This window comes from Variovorax sp. YR266, from assembly GCF_900107295.1.
Classification (GTDB): Bacteria; Pseudomonadota; Gammaproteobacteria; order Burkholderiales; family Burkholderiaceae_C; genus Variovorax.
Genome location: NZ_FNPM01000003.1, coordinates 457067 through 475161, shown reverse-complemented (window position 1 = coordinate 475161; position 18095 = coordinate 457067). Strand labels below are relative to the sequence as shown.

Sequence of the window (18095 nt, the reverse complement as noted above, 5' to 3'; positions counted from 1 at the left end):
TTCTTACTGATCGACGGTCGATGCGTCGATCTTGCCTGCCAGCCATTGCAGGCCCGCAAGATGCTGCTGGTCGTGGCTGCAGAGGTAGTGGATGAGGCTGCGCATCGTGAGCGGGCCGTAGCCTTCGAACACCGCGGTGCGCGCGAGCTGCGCGTCGCTCAGGCTGGAGATGATTTCCATCGTCTGCACGCGTGCCAGGCGGAATTCGGCCAGCACCTTCGCCGCATCGGCGGTGCCGTACGCGCGCTCGATGGCCAGCGGTTCGCTGTCGATGGAGGCGAGCATCGGGTGCGTCTCCTGCAGCGTGCGGCGAAAGCGCACGTGGTAGCCCTCGATCTCGATGTCGCGCACATGGCAGAGCTGCTCGATGGCGGTGAAGGCCTCGCTGGGCACGCCCTCCCACGAGGGCGGCGCCCAATGCCTGTAGGCGGTGGGAATGGCCGCGTAGTGGGCCTCCAGTTGCGACGGGAAGGCCGCGAGAGCGCTGAGGGTCGTGGGGTTCATGTTTTTTCCGAAGCGCATTATGGTGCTCGCTCCGTAAAATGGCCGATCACCCTCACCCGCCAGGAGACTCCCGATGAACGCCCCGACCCAAACCTCGCACCTGATGCCGGAGCTTCATCTGCGCGACGTCCCGGCCAGCCTGATCGACGGACTGAAGGCCCGCTTCGGCGCCAACTGCTCCACGGCCATGGCAGTGCGCACGCAGCACGGGCGCGACGAGTCTTCCTTCGACGCACCACCCCCCTCCGCCGTGGTGTTCGCAGAGAGCACGCAGGACGTGGCCGACGCGGTGAAGCTCGCGAGCGAGCACAGCGTGCCCGTCATTCCCTTCGGTGTGGGCTCCTCGCTCGAAGGCCACCTGCTGGCGGTGCAGGGCGGCATCAGCATCGACGTGTCGCGCATGAGCAAGGTGCTGTCGATCAATGCCGACGACCTCACGGTAACGGTGCAGCCCGGCGTCACGCGCAAGCAACTCAACGAAGAGATCAAGAGCACGGGCCTGTTCTTCCCCATCGACCCGGGCGCCGACGCCTCCATCGGCGGCATGACGGCCACGCGCGCCAGCGGCACGAACGCGGTGCGCTACGGCACGATGCGCGAGAACGTACTGGCGCTCGAAGTGGTCACTGCTGCCGGCGAGGTCATCCGCACCGGCACGCGCGCGAAGAAGTCGTCGGCCGGCTATGACCTCACGCGCCTCATGGTGGGCAGCGAAGGCACGCTGGGCGTGGTCACCGAGATCACGCTGCGCATCTACCCGCTGCCCGAGGCGGTGTCGGCGGCGATCTGCTCGTTCCCGAGCATCGAGGCCGCGGTGCGCACGACCATCGAGACCATCCAGCTGGGCGTGCCGATCGCGCGCGTGGAACTGATTGACGTGAACACGGTGCGCATGGTGAACGCGTACGCCAAGCTGAACCTGCGCGAAGAGCCGATGCTGCTGATGGAATTCCACGGCTCGCCCGCCGGCGTGAAGGAACAGGCCGAGACGGTTCAGGAGCTCGCGAGCGGCCATGGCGGCAATGCATTCGAATGGGCCAGCACACCCGAAGAGCGCACGCGCCTGTGGACCGCGCGGCACAACAGCTACTTCGCGGCGGTGCAGTCGCGCCCCGGCTGCCGCGTGATCTCGACCGACACCTGCGTGCCGATCTCGCGCCTGGCCGATTGCCTGCTCGACTCGGTGGCCGAAGCCGATGCGAGCGGTATTCCGTACTTCCTCGTCGGCCATGTGGGCGACGGCAATTTCCACTTTGGCTATCTGCTCGACCCGAACATTCCCGAAGAGCGCGTGAAGGCCGAAGAACTGAACCACGCGCTGGTGAGCCGCGCGCTGGCGCTCGAAGGCACCTGCACCGGCGAGCATGGCGTGGGGCTGCACAAAATGGACTTCCTGGTCACCGAAGCGGGCGTGGGTGCGATCGACATGATGCGCACGATCAAGCGCGCGCTCGACCCGAAGAACATCATGAATCCGGGCAAGATCTTCAGCCTCTGACCCGTTCGCTCAGGCGTTCAATGAAAAAGCCCGGCGGCTCGCAAGAGCACCGGGCTTCTTTGATTTGCTTGCGGCAGCTGCCGCGCTATCAGTTGGTGTTGTTGCTGCGGCGGCGTGCCGGTGCCTTCTCCGCAGGCACATAGGTCTGCGACGGCGCAGCGCCGCCATCCACGCCCAGACGCCCGCCACCACCAAGACCCTGGCCACGCACCGTCTGCGCCTTGTAGTTGCGCAGCGAACGAACCATCTGGTTGAAGGCGTCCATGAAGGCCGCGGCAATCACCTTGCCCTGCGCCGTGTTGGTGTAGCCACCCACGCCGCCGCCACCGCTGCGACCGGCCAGCGCACCGAAAGCGCCGAAGTCGGTCTTGGAGGCGCTGCCTTCTGCGGCTGCAACCTGCACGCCCGAACGGTTGTCGATGAGGGTCAGCAGCGCGCTGGCTTCCTTGGTCTGCATGCTGCCGCCGAGGGCCGCGAGGGCTCGGCCACGGCCGCCACCCACCAGGCCGCCGAGCGCGCCGCCGACGCCGCCGGCATCGCTGTTGCTGAAGACGATTTCGGGCGACAGGCCGTAGTCGGACGCCACCATCTGGCCGCGACCGAAGTTGCTGCCGCCGCGCATTTCACCCGACTGCTGCAGCGCGCGTTCGCGCGTCATGGCGTTCATGCTGGCCGCGCCGCGCTCGACCACGATGAAGCAGTTCGATTGCTGCACCAGCAGGCGCAGCAGGTTGGCCGTGGGCGGCAGCTTGTATTCGCCGGTGAGGATGGTGTACCAGCCAGCGCTCTGGTTCTCGATCAGCGAGACCGTGCCGAGCGGCGATTCGCAGCGCTCGAGCTGGCTGCTCGCGTTGTCGGTGGCGCCGCCTGCGGCGCTGCCGGTGGCCATGGTCTTGGCCGACTGGCTGCCCATTTGCATGTCGGTCGTGGCGCAACCGGTGAGGAGAACTGCGCCGACGGCAATGGCCGCGAGCGGGAACTTGGTGAGCTGCATGGTGGACTCCCTCTGTTTGTTCAGAGATCTGGGATTGAAAAAACCAGCGGTCGAGGATACGCGCAAAGGATTGCAGGAATCAATCAAACGAACGCCAGTCCCCGAGTTCACAACACTAGGCCGTTCGGCGGATGCGCTCGATCAATCCGTTGAGTGCTTCGATGGAGCCGAAGTGGATGGCGAGCTCGCCGCTTTCCTCGATGCGGCCGCCGCGCTTGCTGCGCTTCTTGATGCGCACCTCGACCTCGGCGGTGAGCAGGTCGGCCAGTTCTTCTTCCACGCGCTGCAGGTCGCGCGACTTTTCGCCGTCGTTGCCGCGACGCGAGGGCGTGAGCGTGAACTCGGCCGCGAGCTTCTTTACCAGCGCCTCGGCTTCGCGCACCGACATCTTCTTGGCCGCAATCTGGTTGGCCGCCGTGATCTGCGTGCCACGGTCCAGCGACAGCAGCGCGCGGGCATGGCCCATGTCGATGTCGCCGGCCATCAGCATCTGCTGTGCGGGCTCGGCCAGGTTCAACAGGCGCAGCAGGTTGCTCGCCGCGCTGCGCGAACGGCCCACGGCCTGTGCGGCCTGCTCGTGAGTGAGCCCAAACTCGTTCACCAGGCGTTGCAGGCCTTGGGCCTCTTCCAGCGGGTTGAGGTCTTCACGCTGGATGTTCTCGATGAGCGACATCGCCGCGGCGGCTTCGTTGGGCACGTCGCGCACCAGCACCGGCACGCTGTCGAGGCCAGCGAGCCTGGCGGCGCGAAAGCGGCGTTCGCCCGCGATGATTTCGTACTCGGCGTTCTTGGCGGCTGCCGATTCGGCGTCGAGCCGGCGCACCAGGATCGGCTGCATGATGCCCTGCGCCTTGATGCTTTCGGCCAGCTCGTAGAGCGCGCCTTCGTCCATGCGTGTGCGCGGCTGGTAGACGCCGGCCACCATCTGGTCGAGCATCAGCGTCGTCGGATTCCTCTGTGCGCCGCCCTCTTCCGAGCCCGAATTGCCGCCATTGCCGTTGTCGGCGGAAGGCGCGGCCGTCGGGCCGAGCAGCGCTTCGAGGCCGCGGCCCAGGCCCTTGGGTTTCTTGGTCGCCATCAGTTCTTTTCTTTCGAGATTTCGTTCAGGAGTTTCCGGCCCTCGGGCCAGTCGCCCAGGCCGGATTCGGCATTCAGGTGGCCGCCCGGGCCGGCATCGATGAAGCGTGCGCCCCAGTCTTTGGCAAGCTGCTGCGAGCGCGAGGCTTCGCAGTACGGGTCGTCGTTGGCGGCGATCAGCACCGCCGGGAACGGCAGCGGCTTGCGCACGATCGGCGCCCAGCCTGGAATCAGCTGGCGCAGGTTGTCGCTCTCGACGTCGCCCGGCGCGACCAGCAGCGCGCCGCGCACTTTGTGCGTGTTGCGCGAGTGCGCGGCCCACGCGGCAACGAGGATGCAGCCGAGGCTGTGCGCCGCAAAAGCCACAGGGCCGGGCGAGGCCAGCACTTCTTCTTCGAGCCGCGCGGACCAGTCGCCGCGCAGCGGGCGCATCCACTCATGCTGATCGACACGGTGATCGCCGTGCACCGACTCCCAGCGGGTTTGCCAATGGCCGGGGCCGCTGTTCTGCCAACCGGGCAGCAGCAGGATGCGCGGAGTTGTCATTTGCTACGAACTTGATCGCGCCTTGCCCAGCAGCGGCAAGCGTCAGGCATTGTTTTCACTGGTGGAGTCGGATGCGGGCGCGGGTGCCATCACGTCATCGGGAATGGGCAGGTCCGGGGCGATGCGCGTGACCGGCGCAATCGGCGGCGCCACCGCACCCGAAGCAAAGGCGCTCGCGGGCGGCATCTTGTCGACCAGCTCCTGGGCGAAGGCGATGAAAGCCTGGCTGCCGCGGGCGGCCGGGTCGAACACCACACCCGGCAGTCCGTAGCTGGGCGCCTCGGCCAGCCGCACATTGCGCGGGATCACCGTGTCGAACACCTTGTCGCCGAAGTGGGACTTGAGCTGCTCGCTCACCTGCTGCTGCAGCGTGATGCGCGGATCGAACATCACGCGCAGCAGGCCGATGATCTGCAGGTTCTTGTTGAGGTTGGCGTGTACCTGCTTGATGGTGTTGACCAGGTCGGTCAGCCCTTCGAGCGCGAAGTACTCGCACTGCATCGGCACGATCACGCCGTGGGCGGCGCACAGGCCGTTGAGGGTCAGCAGGCTCAGGCTCGGTGGGCAATCGATCAGCACGAAGTCGTACTCGGCGCCGACCGCGGCCAGCGCGGTGCGCAGGCGCTTTTCGCGACGGTCGAGCGCAACCATTTCGACTTCGGCACCCGCCAGTTCGCGGTTGGCGCCCAGCACGTCGTAGCCGCAACCGCCCTCCACCAGCTTGTCGGCCTTGACCCGGGCTTCGGCCACCGAGGCCGATTCGAGCAGCACGTCGTACACCGTCAGCTCCAGCTGCCGCTTGTCGATGCCCGAGCCCATGGTGGCATTGCCCTGCGGGTCGAGGTCGATCATCAGCACGCGCTGGCCGACCTTGGCCAGGCCGGCCGCGAGGTTGACGGTGGTGGTGGTCTTGCCGACGCCGCCCTTTTGGTTGGCAATGCAGAAAATCTTGGCCATGTCAGTACCGGAGGATCGATCAGCGCGAGATTGCGAGCTTGACGCCGAAGGCGATCAAAAAGGTGCCGGCAAGCTTCTCGAGCGTGGCGGAAATGCGGGGATTCGCACGGATGCGCTCGGCCAGGAAGTGCGTGAGCAGCGTCGAGGTCAGGCCGTACAGGAAGGTCAGCGCCGCAATCGTCACGGCCATCGCGCCGAAAGTGACCAGGCCCTGATGGCGGGCCGGGTCGACGAACAGCGGGAAGAAGGCCATGTAGAACACGATCGCCTTGGGATTCAGCAGGGTGATGGTGAAGGCCTGGCGCAGGAAATGGCTGGGCTTGATGTCGAGGATGGGCGCCGAGCCGGGCTTGGCCAGCAACATCTTGAGGCCCAGCCACGCCAGGTAGGCGGCGCCCAGCCACTGCACTGCCTTGAAAGCGGTCGGGTAAGCGGCCAGCACGGCCGACACACCAGCCACTGCGGCCCACATCAGGCACTGGTCACCAATGATCAGGCCGGCTGTTGCGGCCAGTCCTCCACGGATGCCGCCTTTGCTCGTCGAGGTGATCAGCGCCAGATTGCCCGGACCGGGAATCAGAAGGAACAGGACGATGGCGGCGACGAATGCGCCGTAGTCAGCGATGCCGAACATGGGATTTGCCTCGAAAAAGCGAGCCAGGAAAGGGACCAGAGGGAGGCATCGAGTCTAAGCGAGCACACCGCCGCGAGGATCGTTCGGACACCGGCTTTTACCGGTGTCGCCGCTTCTTTTGCGGATTCAGGCGCCGATTTCGGCAGCTTCTTTGTGTGCCCAGACGATGCAACGCTCGGCATCCAGGCCGGGAACCGTCAGTTGTTCCACGTGAAACACTGCCACGCCTTTTGGCAAAGCGGCGAGTTCGTCGGTCGGCACTTTGCCCTTCATGGCGAGCCAGACGCCACCGGGTGCGAGCAGATTCATCGAGCCGTTGAAGAAATCCGGCAGCGATGCGAAGGCGCGCGAGCTGATGACTTCGTAGCTGCCGACTAGCGATTCGACCCGGGCGTGCAGTCCCCGAAGGTTCGAGAGCTCCAGTTCGGCTGCCACTTGCTGGACGAAGGCAGCCTTCTTGGCGACCGCATCGAGGCAGCTCACCTCAAGATCAGGTCGCATGATGGCAATCACCACACCCGGCAAGCCACCGCCGGAACCCACGTCCAGCAGCTTGCCCTTCCCTACCCACTCGCGCTGCAGCGGCGCGACTGCCGCCAGACTGTCGAGCAGGTGGTGCGTCAGCACGCTGCCCGGATCGCGCAACGCCGTGAGGTTGTAGACCTTGTTCCACTTGAGCATCAGCGTGCCGTAGGCCAGCAGCTGTTCACCTTGAAGATCGGACAGTGCCACGCCCATGGCGGCTGCGCCGGCGCGCAGCGTATCGATCGGCGCCGTCATTCCGCGGAATGCGGCTCGGTGGCTGCTTCCGTGGTGGCGGTATCGCGGGCGAAGGCCTTGTGGCCGCCCTTGCGCAGATGGATCATCAACAAGGAGATGGCGGCAGGCGTCACACCGGAGATGCGCGAGGCCAAGCCCAGCGTTTCCGGCCGGTGCTTGTCCAGCTTTTGCCGCACCTCGAAGCTCAGCGCCTTGACCTGGCCGTAGTCGAAATCAGCCGGCAGCTTCAGGTTCTCGAAGTGCGCGGCCCGCTCCACTTCGTCGTGCTGACGCTCGATGTAGCCAGAGTACTTGGCCGAGATCTCGATCTGCTCGATCTCGGTTTCGCTCAGCGCCGTCTGGGCACCATACTTGCCGCCGTCCAGCGACATCAGCGTTTCGTAGTTCACGTCGGGCCGGCGCAGCAGGTCGGCCAGGTTGTATTCGTGGTCGATGGCCTTGCCCAGCACCCGCTCCGACTCGGCGGCTGGCAGGTTGCGCGGGTTCACCCAGATCGACTTGAGCCGCTCTGTTTCACGTGAAACAGCGTCGCGCTTGCGGCTGAAAGCATCCCAGCGCGCGTCGTCTACCAAGCCCAGCTTGCGCCCTGCTTCGGTCAGACGCATGTCGGCATTGTCTTCACGCAGTTGCAGGCGGAATTCCGCGCGGCTCGTGAACATACGGTACGGCTCGGTCACGCCCTTTGTAATCAGATCGTCGACCAGCACGCCCAAGTAAGCTTCGTCGCGGCGCGGCAGCCAGGCATCTTCGCCACGGCATTGCAGCGCAGCATTGATGCCGGCGAACAAGCCTTGAGCCGCCGCCTCTTCATAGCCAGTCGTACCGTTGATCTGTCCGGCAAAGTACAGGCCCTTGACCGAGCGGGTCTCGAAGCTGCTCTTGAGTTCGCGCGGATCGAAGTAGTCGTACTCGATGGCGTAGCCCGGCCGCAGGATGTGCGCGTTCTCCAGCCCCGGCATCGAGCGCACCAGCTGGTATTGGATGTCGAACGGCAGGCTCGTCGAGATCCCGTTCGGGTAGTACTCGTTGGTCGTCAAGCCTTCAGGCTCGAGAAAGATCTGGTGGCTTTCCTTGTCGGCAAAGCGGTTGATCTTGTCTTCCACGCTCGGGCAGTAGCGCGGACCCACGCCGTCGATCTTGCCGGTGAACATCGGGCTGCGGTCGAAGCCCGAGCGGATGATCTCGTGCGTGCGCGCGTTGGTGTGAGTAATCCAGCAGGGCATTTGCTGCGGATGCATGTCCGCGCGGCCCATGAAGCTGAACACTGGCATCGGCCCTGCCCCACCGGGCATGCCGTCGCCGGGTTGCTCGGTGCACTTCGAAAAATCGATGCTGCGGCCGTCGAGCCGTGGCGGCGTACCGGTCTTGAGCCGGCCTTGCGGCAGCTTCAGTTCCTTGAGCCGCGCCGACAGGCTGATGGCTGGCGGATCACCCGCGCGCCCAGCCTGGTAGTTGTCGAGGCCGACGTGGATGCGGCCATCGAGAAAAGTACCCGCCGTCAGCACCACGGTGCGCGCACGAAATGCGATGCCAACCTGCGTGACGGCACCGACCACGCGATCGCCCTCCACCATCAGGTCGTCGACGGCTTGCTGGAACAGGCTCAGATTCGGCTGGTTCTCCAGCCGATGGCGGATGGCCGCCTTGTACAGAACCCGATCCGCCTGCGCCCGAGTGGCGCGCACCGCCGGGCCCTTGCTCGAATTGAGAATCCGGAACTGGATGCCGGCCTCGTCCGTGGCAATCGCCATCGCACCGCCGAGCGCATCGACCTCCTTCACCAGATGGCCCTTGCCGATACCGCCGATCGACGGGTTGCAGCTCATCTGCCCCAACGTCTCGATGTTGTGGGAGAGCAGCAGCGTCTTGGCGCCCATGCGCGCAGCGGCGAGCGCGGCTTCGGTGCCGGCATGGCCACCGCCGACGACGATCACGTCGAATTCTTCGGGGTACAGCATTTGAAATGGGGAGCGCACAACTGACGCGTGCGCGGCGCAAAAGGGGCACTGATTTTAATCGTCCAGGCCGATCTGCGCCCTTTGTGTGGACAAGCTAGAGGGCCATGCCAAATTACCCGCCAATGCCCACGGAGCCTCGATAGTTTGCTATATATTTCATAGCAAACTATCCGCGTCAGCCCGTCGCTTCGGCCACCTGCACCACCGGCACAGGCTTCTCGATGCCGACCAGCGCGCCAGTCGGCGGCGGCGCCTTCGACGGTTCAAGGCTTTCATCCTGCAGCTCGCGAACGACGAGCTTCTTGTCCGTCATGCGCACGTTGCCGAAGATCGTGCAGAAGGCCACGTCCTTCGCGTCGCGCCCAGTGCCCACGCGCACCACCCGGTCGACTGGCGCCATACGCGTCGGATCGAACAGCACCCACTGCCCGCCGAGCCAGGCTTCGAACACGGCGTGGAAATCCTGCGGCGGCTCGTCGAACCACACATAGCCCACCACCAGCCGCGCCGGAATGTTGAGCGCGCGGCAGAAGGTGATGCCCAGGTGCGCGAAGTCGCGGCACACGCCCGCGCGTTCCACGAACACCTCGCGCGCCGTCGTTGTCGAGTCGCTGCTGCCCGGCTCGTAGGCGATGCTCTCGTGGATCCAGTCGACGATGGCCTGCACACGGCCGATGCCCGGCGGCAGGTCGCCGAAGAGCTGCTGCGCGCAGCGCGACATCAGGTCCGACTCGCAGTAGCGCGTCGGCATCATGTAGTGCAGCACCTCGTCGGGCACTTCGCTGACCGGCACCTCTCGCAGGTCGGTCGGCACCACCACATGCGCGCGCTGCACGCTGGCCTTGTAGCGAATCTTCAGCGGCCCGGGCTTCGCGTCGAAACGGATGAAGCGGTTGCCGCTGCCCTCGTCGCAGAACACCTGCATCTCGGTCGGCGGCTCGATCGTCAGCTCCTCGCTGACGACGGCCTGCGCACCCGAGCGCGCCGCTTCGATGTTGAGCAGCATGTGGGCCGGCGCGACGACCTCGTAGCCGAGCTGCGCATCGACGTGGGAGATGTGCATCAGTCGAGCGCCTTTTTCACCGCACCCACGCCAAGCGCGGCCAGCACGACGAACAGCACAGCCAGCACCAGGAACAGGCCGAACAGCAGCTTGGCAATGCCGGCAGCCCCGGCCGCCACGCCACCGAAGCCGAGCAGGCCGGCCACGAGGGAGATGACCGCAAAAATGATCGCGTACTTCAACATCGGGTACTCCTTGCAGCAGGCCTTGCCCACCGTGCGACGCAGCTTAGGAAGCGGCCCGCTCGCGCCCGATAGTCGCCTCGCGCGTGCGGCCGTAGGACAAAAACGCGAGGCAGCCAAACCCGCTAGCATCCGCTGCGATCTCCCACAACAATCAATCAACCTCGTCATCCATTGGAGTTTTTCGAATGAAGCTGTATTACTCGCCCGGTGCCTGTTCGCTCTCGCCCCACATCGCGCTGCACGAAGCAGGCATCGCCGTCGAACCCGTGCTGGCCAGCACCAAGAGCCACAAGCTGCAGGACGGCACCGACTACTACGGCATCAACCCGCTGGGCTACGTGCCGATGCTCGAGCTCGACGACGGCACCCGCCTGCGCGAAGGCCCGGCCATCCTGCAGTACATCGCCGACCTCGCACCCATCAAGAACCTCGCGCCCGCAGCCGGCACCCTGCAGCGCTACCGCCTGCAGGAGTGGCTGACCTTCATCGGCACCGAAGTGCACAAGGGTTTCAGCCCGCTGTTCAATCCGAACATGCCCGAAGAAGCCAAGACCATCTTCAAGGACAAGCTCAAGTCGCGCTTCCAATGGCTCGACGGCGAACTGGCCAACAAGCAATACCTGATGGGCGACCACTTCAGCGTGGCCGACGGCTACCTGTTCACCGTCACCAACTGGACCAAGCCCACGGGCGTGGACATCTCCGGCTTTCCCAACGTCCAGGCCTGGCACGCACGCGTTGGCGCCCGCCCCGCGGTGCAGGATGCAATGAAGGCCGAAGGCCTGCTGAAGTAAGCCGAAGCACGCGAAAGCGTGCAGAAGCATTGAAGCGGCCGGATGCCCTCTAGGGGAAAACCCGGACTGCTTCAGCCACAAGCCGCACGATGCGGCTTTTTTTTCGGGTCACGCTAAGGGCAGAACTTCAGATGACCGAAGAAGGAACCCGCGCCATGCCCGAAACCCCGCCCCCCGTCGAACTGCGCGAAGAGATGCGCGGGCCCGTCATGTGGCTCACCATCGACCGCGAAGAGCGCCGCAACGCCATCAACGGCGCAGTGCTCGCCGGCCTGAGCGACGCACTGGCCCGCGCCAACAACGACGCCGCCGTGCGCGCCGTGGTCATCACCGGTGCCGGCACGCGCGCCTTCTGCGCCGGCGCCGACCTGCAGAGCGGCACCTCCTTCAAGTTCGACTACGCCGCGCCCTACCAGGGCTTTGCCAACCTGTTCCGCCAGGCCCGGCAATCGACTGTGCCGCTGATCGCGCGCGTCAACGGCGCATGCATGGCCGGCGGCATGGGGATCATGGCGATGTGCGACATGGCCGTGGCCAGCAGCCAGGCCGTGTTCGGCCTGCCCGAGGTGAAGGTCGGCCTCTTTCCCGCACAGGTGCTCAGCGTGCTCGGCGGCCTGCTGCCGCGCCGCGTGCTGGCCGAGATGTGCATCACCGGTGAGCCCATCACCGCCGCGCAGGCGCTCGAACTGCGGCTCGTCAACCGCGTGAGCGACGACGTCGACGAAAGCGTCGACTGGCTGCTCGGCCGCATGCTCGACAAGTCGCCCGCCGCCATCCGCCGCGGCCTCTACACAATGAAGAAGATCGAGGCGATGGCCTTCGAGGAATCGATGGCCTTCACCGAAAGCCAGATCGGCCTGTTCGCACTCACCGAAGACGCCGCCGAAGGACAACTCGCCTTCCGCGAGAAGCGCAAGCCGCAATGGAGTGGCCGATGAACAGCAGCAACAACAACGAACGCATCGTCCGCATCGGCGGCGCATCGGGCTTCTGGGGCGACAGCAGCGTGGGCGCGCCGCAACTCGTGGGCAGCGGGCAGATCGACTACCTCGTGTTCGACTACCTCGCCGAACTCACCATGTCGATCCTCGCGGGTGCCCGGCTCAAGAAGCCCGAGTTGGGCTACGCAACCGACTTCGTTTCCGTCGCGATGAAGGCCGTGCTGAAGGACGCCGTGAAACAGGGCATCCGCGTGGTGAGCAACGCTGGCGGCGTCAACCCGCAAGGCTGCGCCGACGCACTCGCCGCGCTGGCCGCCGAGCAGGGCATCGCATTGAAGATCGCCGTGGTGAGCGGTGACGATGTGTCCCCGCTGCTGCCGCAACTGCGCCAGGCACAACCACCCTTGCGCGAACTGCAGAGCGGCGCCGCGCTGCCCGAACGCGTGCTCACCGCCAACGCGTATCTCGGCGCACGGCCGATACAGGCTGCGCTCGATGCAGGTGCGCAGATCGTCATCACCGGCCGCTGTGTCGACTCCGCCGTCACGCTCGGCGTGCTCATGCACGAATTCAAGTGGCAGTCGGGCGACTACGACCTGCTGGCCGCCGGCAGTCTCGCGGGCCACATCATCGAATGCGGCTGCCAGGCCACCGGCGGCCTGCACACCGACTGGGACACCGTGCCCGACTGGCCGAACATCGGCTACCCCATCGTCGAATGCAGCGCCGACGGCAGCTTCGTCGTCACCAAGCCGGAGGGTACCGGCGGCAAGCTCACGCCCGCGGTGGTGGGCGAGCAGATGCTCTACGAGATCGGAGACCCCGCGGCCTACCTGCTGCCCGACGTGGTGGCCGACTTCACGCAGGTGCGCATCGAGCAGGCCGGCGAGCACCACGTGCGTGTGCACGGCGCGCGCGGCCATGCGCCGACCGCGAGCTACAAGGTCAGCGCCACGTATGTCGACGGCTTCAAGACGGCAGCGCAGCTCACCATCGTGGGCTTCGATGCGGTGGCCAAGGCGAAGCGCACGGGCGAAGCCATCCTCGCGCGCACGGGCACGCTGTTCTCGCAATACGGCTTCGGGCCGTACAGCGGCACGCAGCTCGAAGTGCTGGGCGCGGAGTCGTGCTACGGGCCGCATGCGCAGGCATTGCAGACGCGCGAAGCGGTGCTGCGGCTCGCGGTGACGCATCCGCGCAAGGAAGCGCTGGAGCTGTTCGCACGCGAGGTCGCACCGGCGGGCACGTCGTGGGCGCCAGGCACCACGGGTGCGGGCGGTGGACGCGCCTCGGTGTCGCCTTCGATCCGGCAATACGCGTTCCTGCTCGACAAGTCGCGGGTCGAGGCCACGGTGGCCATCGATGGGGAACGCGTCGATGTTCCGCGCAGCGAGGTTTCCGCGTCAGCCCCCATCCCATCGCCTGCCAGAGCGCCAGAAACGCATGAAGCACCCCTGGCCCCTGACGCCATCGAGGTACCTCTCATACGCCTCGCCTGGGCTCGCAGCGGCGACAAGGGCGACACATCGAACATCGGCATCATCGCGCGCCACCCTGCCCTGCTGCCGCTGCTGCGCGAACAGCTCACCGAAGCGCGCGTGGCCGAATGGCTCGCGCACCTCGTCAAAGGCCGCGTCACGCGCTACGAGGTGCCGGGCATCGACGCCTTCAACTTCGTCTGCGAGCAGGCGCTGGGCGGCGGCGGCATGGCCTCGCTGCGCAACGACCCGCTCGGCAAGGGCATGGGCCAGATCCTGCTGGCCGTGCCCCTGCGCGCAAGCCCCGCGCTGCTGGCGTTGCTTGCCTAGCACCAATCGGGACAACCGTGCGACAGCAGGGTTGAGGCCGGGGGCTTAGCCTTGCGCCTCTTTCAACTTTGCTTTCGATCGCACGATGTCCACCCTTTTCGACCCCGTCCAGGCCGGCGACCTGAAGCTCGCCAACCGCATCGTGATGGCGCCGCTCACGCGCAACCGCTCGCCGAACGCGATCCCACCCGACATCGCCGCCACCTACTACGCGCAGCGCGCCAGTGCCGGCCTGCTCATCACCGAGGCCACCGCCATCAGCCACCAGGGCCAGGGCTATGCCGACGTGCCCGGCCTCTACGGCACCGAGCAGCTCGACGCCTGGAAGCACGTGACCGACGCCGTGCACGCCAAGGGCGGCAAGATCGTCGTGCAGCTGTGGCACGTGGGCCGCGTCTCGCACACCGAACTGCAACCCGGTGGCGGCAAGCCCGTCGCCCCCTCGGCCATCACCGCCAAGACCAAGACCGTGCTCATCAAGGAAGGCGTGCCCACCTTCGTCGAGACCTCCGAGCCGCGCGCGCTCGACGCCGGCGAATTGCCCGGCATCGTGCACGCCTACGCGGTGGCCGCGCGCAGCGCGGTCGAGACCGCCGGCTTCGACGGCGTGGAACTGCACGGCGCCAACGGCTACCTGCTCGACCAGTTCCTCAAGGACGGCAGCAACAAGCGCACCGACGACTACGGCGGCAGTATCGAGAACCGCGCCCGCCTGCTGCTCGAATCCGCGCGTGCCGTGGTCGACGCCGTCGGCGGCGGCAAGACCGGCATCCGCCTGTCGCCCGTGACGCCGGCCAACGACGTGCACGACAGCAACCCGCAGCCGCTGTTCACCTACGTGGTGAAGCAACTCGCCACGCTCAACCTCGCCTACATCCACATCATCGAAGGCGCCACCGGTGGCCCGCGCGAAATCGAAGACCGGCCCTTCGACTACGAAGCGCTGAAGGCCGCCTACCGCGAAGCCGGCGGCAAGGGTGCATGGATGGTCAACAACGGCTACGACCGCCCGCTGGCCGAAGAAGCGCTGAAGGAAGGCGACGACCTCGTGGCCTTCGGCAAGCCCTTCATCTCGAACCCCGACCTCGTGCGCCGCCTGCGCGAGAACGCACCGCTCAACGAGCTCGACAAGGCCACCATGTACGGTGGTGGCGCGAAGGGCTACACGGACTACCCCGCACTGGCGTAATCCGGAAAAGGCCATGGCAAGATGCGGCGGACGCTTTGTGTCCGCCCCAGGAGAGAAATGCCATGGCCCGCATCGAGCAACGACTGGCCGCGCTCGGCCTCGTTCTTCCACCAGCAGTGACGCCGCCACCCGGCGTCGTGCTGCCCTTTCAATTCATCCGCATCGTCGGCCGCCGCGCATTGATCTCGGGTCACGGCCCGCTCAATGCCGATGGCACCATCGCCGCGCCGCTTGGCAAGTTGGGCCGCGAACTGAGCGTCGAGCAGGGCTACACCGCCGCACGTCTCACGGGGCTCGCGATGCTCGGCAGCCTGCAGCGCGCGCTCGGCGATCTCGACCGCATCACGGCCTGGACACGCGTGTTCGGCATGGTCGCTTCGGCGCCCGGCTTCGACAAACAGCCAGCGGTGATCAACGGCTTCTCGGACCTCATCCTCGAGCTCTTCGGACCCGACATCGGCGCGCATTCGCGCAGTGCGGTGGGCATGGCTGAGCTGCCGTTCAACATACCGGTCGAGATCGAAGGCGAAGTGGAATTCGACGCATGACGACGTGGACCATCAGGCGCGCCACCGAGAGCGATGCAACATCCGTCGCCAACTGCGCCGTCGAAGCCTTCCGCCACTACATTCCGCGCCTGGGCCTCACGCCGATTCCGATGATCAGGGACTACAGCGCGGCCATCGCCAATGCACAGGTCTGGATCGCCACGCAGCATGGCGAGACCATCGCTGCGCTGGTGCTCGACACTACCGACGAAGGCTTCCTGATCGACGTGATCGCGGTGCGGCCGCAGCACCAGGGCACCGGCGTGGGCCGCGCGCTGCTCGAACTCGCGGAACAGGAAGCACTGCGGCAAGGCCACGACTCGATCTACCTCTTCACCAACGAGAAGATGACCGAGAACCGAGCTCTCTACGAACGCATCGGCTACGTCGAATACAAGCGCCTGGCCCTCGCGGAACGCACCCGCATCTTCCTGCGCAAGCCATTGAAGTGACCGCCATGCAGCTGGCCCGCATCCATCACGTCGCGATCATCTGCGCCGACTACGCAGTGTCGAAGCGCTTCTACACCGAAGTGCTCGGCCTGCGCGTGATCGCCGAAAACTACCGCGCCGCGCGCGACTCGTACAAGCTCGACCTGGCACTGCCAGACGGCTCGCAGATCGAACTCTTCTCTTTCCCCGATGCGCCTGCGCGCCTCACGCGGCCCGAGGCGCAGGGGCTGCGGCACCTGTCTTTCGAGGTGCCCGACGTGCAGGCCGCGGCCGACGAACTCGCAGCACAGGGCATTGCGGTCGAGCCACTGCGCACCGATGAATTCACGGGCCGGCGCTTCACCTTCTTCGCCGATCCCGATGGCCTTCCGCTCGAACTCTACGAGGCTGCACCGACCGCCGATCTCGACGCGCTGCTGCTGAAACTCGAAGGCGCATTGCATCTTCGCGAGGTGCGCGCAAACGCCGCACGACTCGAAGAACTGCTCGACGACGACTTCCATGAACTGGGCGTCTCGGGCACGGTGTGGACGCGGGCCGCCATCATCGAAGCGCTGCGCGACGAGGCGTTTTCGCAGCGGACGATGTCGGACTTTCGCGTGCTGCGCATGGCACCCGATGTGGCGCTGGTCACCTATCGCGCGCACCGCGAAGCCATTGCGCAGCGACCCGCCGCGGACTCGCTGCGCAGCTCGCTGTGGCAACGCCGCGCCGGCCGCTGGCGCATGGCGTTCCACCAGGGCACACCGCTCCAAACGCTCTAGATTGCCTCGCCGAACGCCACGCTCACGCGCAGGCCGGTGGGCTCGGCCGCTTCAAGCCGCAGCTCAGCCCCCAGCAACTCCGCATAGCGCGACACGATCGACAACCCCAGCCCCGAGCCCTGCCCGAGCTTCTCGCCCGCGGGCCCTTGCGCCCAGCGCTGCATCAGGGCACGTTGCGCCTCGAGCGGAATGCCAGGCCCGTCGTCGATCACGCTCAGCGTGCGGCCCGCGAGCTCGACGGTGATGGTGCGCCCGCCATAACGCAGTGCGTTGTCGATCAGGTTGTCGAGGATGCCTTCCACCAGCGCCTCGTTGGCATGCACGACCACGCCGTCGTCGAGGCCGCGCGCGCCGAGGTCGACGCCGCGTGCATCGGCACGCGCGAGGTGCCGCAGCACCGTCTGCTCGGCCAGCACGTCGAGCCGCACCGGCACGCGCTTGAGCTCGGTGCGCGCTTCCTCGGCCAGCGCCAGCGCCAGCAGCTGGTCGATCAGGTGGCTTGCGCGCGCCTGCCGTTCCGACACACGCTCGAGCTGCTCGCGCCACACGTTGGTGTCCTGTTGCGCGAGCCCGTACTCGGCCAGCGCGCGGATGCCGGCCAATGGCGTGCGCAGTTCGTGCGCCACGTTGCCCACGAACTCGCGTTGTGCCTGCACGCTGTTGCCGAGACGCTCGAACAGCGAGTTGACCGCATTGCCCAGGCGCTGAAGCTCGCGCGAAGTCTGTGCCACCGCCACCGGCGACAGGTCGCGCACGTCACGCCTGTCGAGCGCGCGCTGCAGGTCGGCGAGCGGGCGCAGATCGCTGCGAATGCCGTACCAGAGCCAGACTGCAAGCAGGATCAGCAGCACGATCTGCGGCGCCAGCGCATAGCCCAGCAGCTGCCGCACCAGTGCGGTCCGGCTCAGCGTGGTCTGCGCAATGATCACGCGGTAGGGCATGCTGATGTCGGGCTCGGCGTCATGCTCGAGCACCACCGCGCGCAGCGTGCCGCCTTCGTAGCGGATGTCGGAAAAGCGGTAGCGCGAGCCGTCCACCGGCAGCGGCGCCTGCAGGCCCGATTGCCCCGAGATCAGTGAGCCGTCGAGCCTCTGCACCGCGAAGTACACCTTGTCGACCTGGTCGAAGAGCACGGTGGCCACTTCGCGCGGCGTCAGCAGCAGTTCGATGCCGCGCTCACCCGCCTGCACGTTGGCCGACAGCGCATAGGCATCGTCGAGCATGCCGCGGTCGAAGGCCTGCTCGGAAAAGTAGTTGGCGATGACCAGCGCGATGACAGCACCGACCATCCACGTGAGCGCCAGCGGCACCAGCACGTTGCGCAGCACGCGCCGCGTGAGCGACGGCGCACGCACGATGGCCGCGGGTTGCGTTTCCGTCGGCTGTTGCTGCGGCTCGGTCAC

At 66.4% G+C, this 18095-nt stretch carries 19 protein-coding genes; 8 read left to right on the top strand and 11 right to left on the bottom strand.

The genetic code is table 11. The features are described 5' to 3' along the window. Positions 1 to 3: 3 nt before the first annotated feature. Positions 4 to 504 (bottom strand): DinB family protein, encoded by a 501-nt coding sequence (locus BLW48_RS11345; RefSeq protein WP_093174941.1) that lies wholly within the window; start codon positions 502 to 504, stop codon positions 4 to 6. Positions 505 to 577: 73 nt separating this feature from the next. Between BLW48_RS11345 and BLW48_RS11340 the strand changes: the two genes are divergently transcribed. Continuing rightward, positions 578 to 2002 carry an FAD-binding oxidoreductase gene (locus BLW48_RS11340; RefSeq protein ID WP_093057104.1) on the top strand — a complete coding sequence of 475 codons (1425 nt, stop codon included), beginning with the start codon at positions 578 to 580 and terminating at the stop codon, positions 2000 to 2002. 88 nt (positions 2003 to 2090) lie between these two features. Here BLW48_RS11340 and BLW48_RS11335 read toward each other — a convergent pair whose 3' ends face one another. The 9 genes from BLW48_RS11335 to BLW48_RS11295 form a co-directional block, all read right to left on the bottom strand. Then, positions 2091 to 2996: a CsgG/HfaB family protein gene (locus BLW48_RS11335; protein ID WP_093174700.1), complete on the bottom strand. Its 906-nt coding sequence runs from the start codon at positions 2994 to 2996 to the stop codon at positions 2091 to 2093. Between the two features lie 115 nt (positions 2997 to 3111). Then, positions 3112 to 4074 carry a ParB/RepB/Spo0J family partition protein gene (locus BLW48_RS11330; protein WP_093057106.1) on the bottom strand — a complete coding sequence of 321 codons (963 nt, stop codon included), beginning with the start codon at positions 4072 to 4074 and terminating at the stop codon, positions 3112 to 3114. Beyond that, the gene (locus BLW48_RS11325) at positions 4074 to 4619 is read right to left on the bottom strand and encodes an RBBP9/YdeN family alpha/beta hydrolase (protein ID WP_093057107.1); all 546 of its coding nucleotides are present in this window, start codon (positions 4617 to 4619) and stop codon (positions 4074 to 4076) included. The genes BLW48_RS11330 and BLW48_RS11325 overlap by 1 nt, the downstream gene beginning before the upstream one ends. A 42-nt stretch (positions 4620 to 4661) precedes the next feature. Next, positions 4662 to 5576 carry a ParA family protein gene (locus tag BLW48_RS11320; protein WP_093057108.1) on the bottom strand — a complete coding sequence of 305 codons (915 nt, stop codon included), beginning with the start codon at positions 5574 to 5576 and terminating at the stop codon, positions 4662 to 4664. A 19-nt stretch (positions 5577 to 5595) separates the two neighbouring features. After that, on the bottom strand, positions 5596 to 6210 hold the full coding sequence (locus tag BLW48_RS11315) for a LysE family transporter (RefSeq protein WP_093057109.1): 615 nt from the start codon (positions 6208 to 6210) through the stop codon (positions 5596 to 5598). A gap of 126 nt (positions 6211 to 6336) precedes the next feature. Continuing rightward, positions 6337 to 6990 carry a 16S rRNA (guanine(527)-N(7))-methyltransferase RsmG gene (rsmG, locus tag BLW48_RS11310; RefSeq protein ID WP_093174698.1) on the bottom strand — a complete coding sequence of 218 codons (654 nt, stop codon included), beginning with the start codon at positions 6988 to 6990 and terminating at the stop codon, positions 6337 to 6339. Then, entirely contained in the window at positions 6987 to 8948 is a 1962-nt protein-coding gene (gene mnmG, locus BLW48_RS11305) for a tRNA uridine-5-carboxymethylaminomethyl(34) synthesis enzyme MnmG (protein ID WP_093174696.1), read from the bottom strand. The genes rsmG and mnmG overlap by 4 nt, the downstream gene beginning before the upstream one ends. A 175-nt stretch (positions 8949 to 9123) precedes the next feature. Beyond that, a complete protein-coding gene (locus BLW48_RS11300; RefSeq protein WP_093174694.1) occupies positions 9124 to 10011 on the bottom strand; it encodes a transglutaminase-like domain-containing protein in 888 nt (295 codons plus the stop codon). Beyond that, the gene (locus BLW48_RS11295) at positions 10011 to 10196 is read right to left on the bottom strand and encodes a DUF1328 family protein (protein WP_013538518.1); all 186 of its coding nucleotides are present in this window, start codon (positions 10194 to 10196) and stop codon (positions 10011 to 10013) included. The genes BLW48_RS11300 and BLW48_RS11295 overlap by 1 nt, the downstream gene beginning before the upstream one ends. Before the next feature lie 185 nt (positions 10197 to 10381). Between BLW48_RS11295 and gstA the strand changes: the two genes are divergently transcribed. From gstA to BLW48_RS11260, 7 genes are all read left to right on the top strand, one after another. Beyond that, on the top strand, positions 10382 to 10990 hold the full coding sequence (gstA, locus tag BLW48_RS11290) for a glutathione transferase GstA (RefSeq protein ID WP_093076490.1): 609 nt from the start codon (positions 10382 to 10384) through the stop codon (positions 10988 to 10990). A gap of 155 nt (positions 10991 to 11145) precedes the next feature. Next, entirely contained in the window at positions 11146 to 11928 is a 783-nt protein-coding gene (locus BLW48_RS11285; RefSeq protein WP_093076489.1) for an enoyl-CoA hydratase/isomerase family protein, read from the top strand. Beyond that, positions 11925 to 13739 (top strand): acyclic terpene utilization AtuA family protein, encoded by a 1815-nt coding sequence (locus tag BLW48_RS11280; RefSeq protein ID WP_093174692.1) that lies wholly within the window; start codon positions 11925 to 11927, stop codon positions 13737 to 13739. The genes BLW48_RS11285 and BLW48_RS11280 overlap by 4 nt, the downstream gene beginning before the upstream one ends. Positions 13740 to 13824: 85 nt before the next feature. Further along, entirely contained in the window at positions 13825 to 14928 is a 1104-nt protein-coding gene (locus BLW48_RS11275) for an alkene reductase (protein WP_093174690.1), read from the top strand. Between the two features lie 62 nt (positions 14929 to 14990). After that, positions 14991 to 15476, top strand: coding sequence for a RidA family protein (locus BLW48_RS11270; RefSeq protein ID WP_093174688.1), 486 nt, complete (start codon positions 14991 to 14993; stop codon positions 15474 to 15476). Beyond that, positions 15473 to 15928 carry a GNAT family N-acetyltransferase gene (locus BLW48_RS11265; protein WP_093174686.1) on the top strand — a complete coding sequence of 152 codons (456 nt, stop codon included), beginning with the start codon at positions 15473 to 15475 and terminating at the stop codon, positions 15926 to 15928. Before BLW48_RS11270 ends, BLW48_RS11265 begins: the two co-directional genes overlap by 4 nt. Before the next feature lie 5 nt (positions 15929 to 15933). Beyond that, complete coding sequence (locus BLW48_RS11260; RefSeq protein WP_093174684.1) at positions 15934 to 16692, top strand: SMU1112c/YaeR family gloxylase I-like metalloprotein; 759 nt, start codon at positions 15934 to 15936, stop codon at positions 16690 to 16692. Here BLW48_RS11260 and BLW48_RS11255 read toward each other — a convergent pair. After that, entirely contained in the window at positions 16689 to 18095 is a 1407-nt protein-coding gene (locus BLW48_RS11255) for a sensor histidine kinase (RefSeq protein WP_176928844.1), read from the bottom strand. The two genes, BLW48_RS11260 and BLW48_RS11255, sit on opposite strands and share 4 nt — an antisense overlap.